Source organism: Xenorhabdus sp. IM139775, assembly GCF_028598745.1.
Lineage (GTDB): Bacteria > Pseudomonadota > Gammaproteobacteria > Enterobacterales > Enterobacteriaceae > Xenorhabdus.
The window spans coordinates 1-1,060 of sequence record NZ_JAQRFK010000207.1; the positions used below are offsets into that span (position 1 = coordinate 1).

Consider the following 1,060-nt stretch of genomic DNA (forward strand, 5'->3'; position numbering starts at 1 on the left):
CACATTCAATTTCCCAGCGACGGCCTGCCACCTGAGCCAAGGTTTTCAGAGCAGCCTGTTCTCGGCTCGCATACACGACGTAGTAAGCCCGCTCCTGCTTTTCATCCCGGCTGCGCCGGACCAGCAGATAATGGCCATATTCCCGTTCTTTCTCACTGAGTTGTAAACGCCAGAGCGGCACCCGAACCCAGTCATACTGACGTTCACCTTTCGCTCCCCGCCCCGCAGAATGGGTTTCCCATTGCTCAGGCGTCAGGCTGTCCACAATGTTGTCCGCTCTGACATAGGTCGGCCCTTGCCACCATAGCGGTTCATTTTTGGGGATCGCCAGCACAAACGGTTGATACCGGGACTCCAGCCAGCAGCGCAGGCGACGATCCTGACCATAAACGGCATCTGCCGTCACCCAGCGACAGGGAACGCCAGCCTCTAATGCGCGTTCCAGCATCTGTCGGGCAAGCTGCGGCTTGGTGGCAAAGGGGACGGAGCCAGGAATGCCAGCGGCTTCACAACGTGGGCGGTCATCAATCCACTGCTTGGGCAGGTATAACGCCCGGTCAATAAAGGCATGGCCGCCCTGACCGGCATAACAGAGAAAGACGCCTATCTGACTGTTTTCGACGCGCCCGGCGGTGCCACTGTATTGACGTTGCACGCCGGCAGAATGCGTGCCTTTTTTGATAAAGCCGGTTTCATCCACAATGAGCACCCCATGTTCATCGCCCAAATGCGCCGTCACATAGTCGCGCAGAATATCGCGGGCGACGTCGACGTCCCAGCGGGCGCGCTCCAGCAGATGTTTAATGCCATCAGGCGTGCGTTCGCCTATCCATTCCGCCAGTTGCCAGCCATTTTTACGTTCAACGTCACTGAGCAGCCCCCTGAGATAGGCGAGGCTGCGGTGTTGTGGGCCGGGATGGTGAAACAACGGAGCCAGACGGGTATGAAGTGAGAGCAGTTCCTGTTCCCAGGCATTGGTCGGTGAGTGCATTGAACACCTCCCGTATTTTCAGGAAAAAATGTCATGGGCTATCATGCCACAATGGGGCGTACGACTGTA

Annotated in this window: 1 protein-coding gene; it reads right to left on the reverse strand. The window is 57.5% G+C overall.

What is annotated here, in order from left to right:
• A partial coding sequence (locus PSI17_RS17020) for an IS701 family transposase (RefSeq protein WP_273553084.1) occupies positions 1–991 on the reverse strand: 991 nt, incomplete at its 3' end.
• Positions 992–1,060 lie beyond the last annotated feature (69 nt).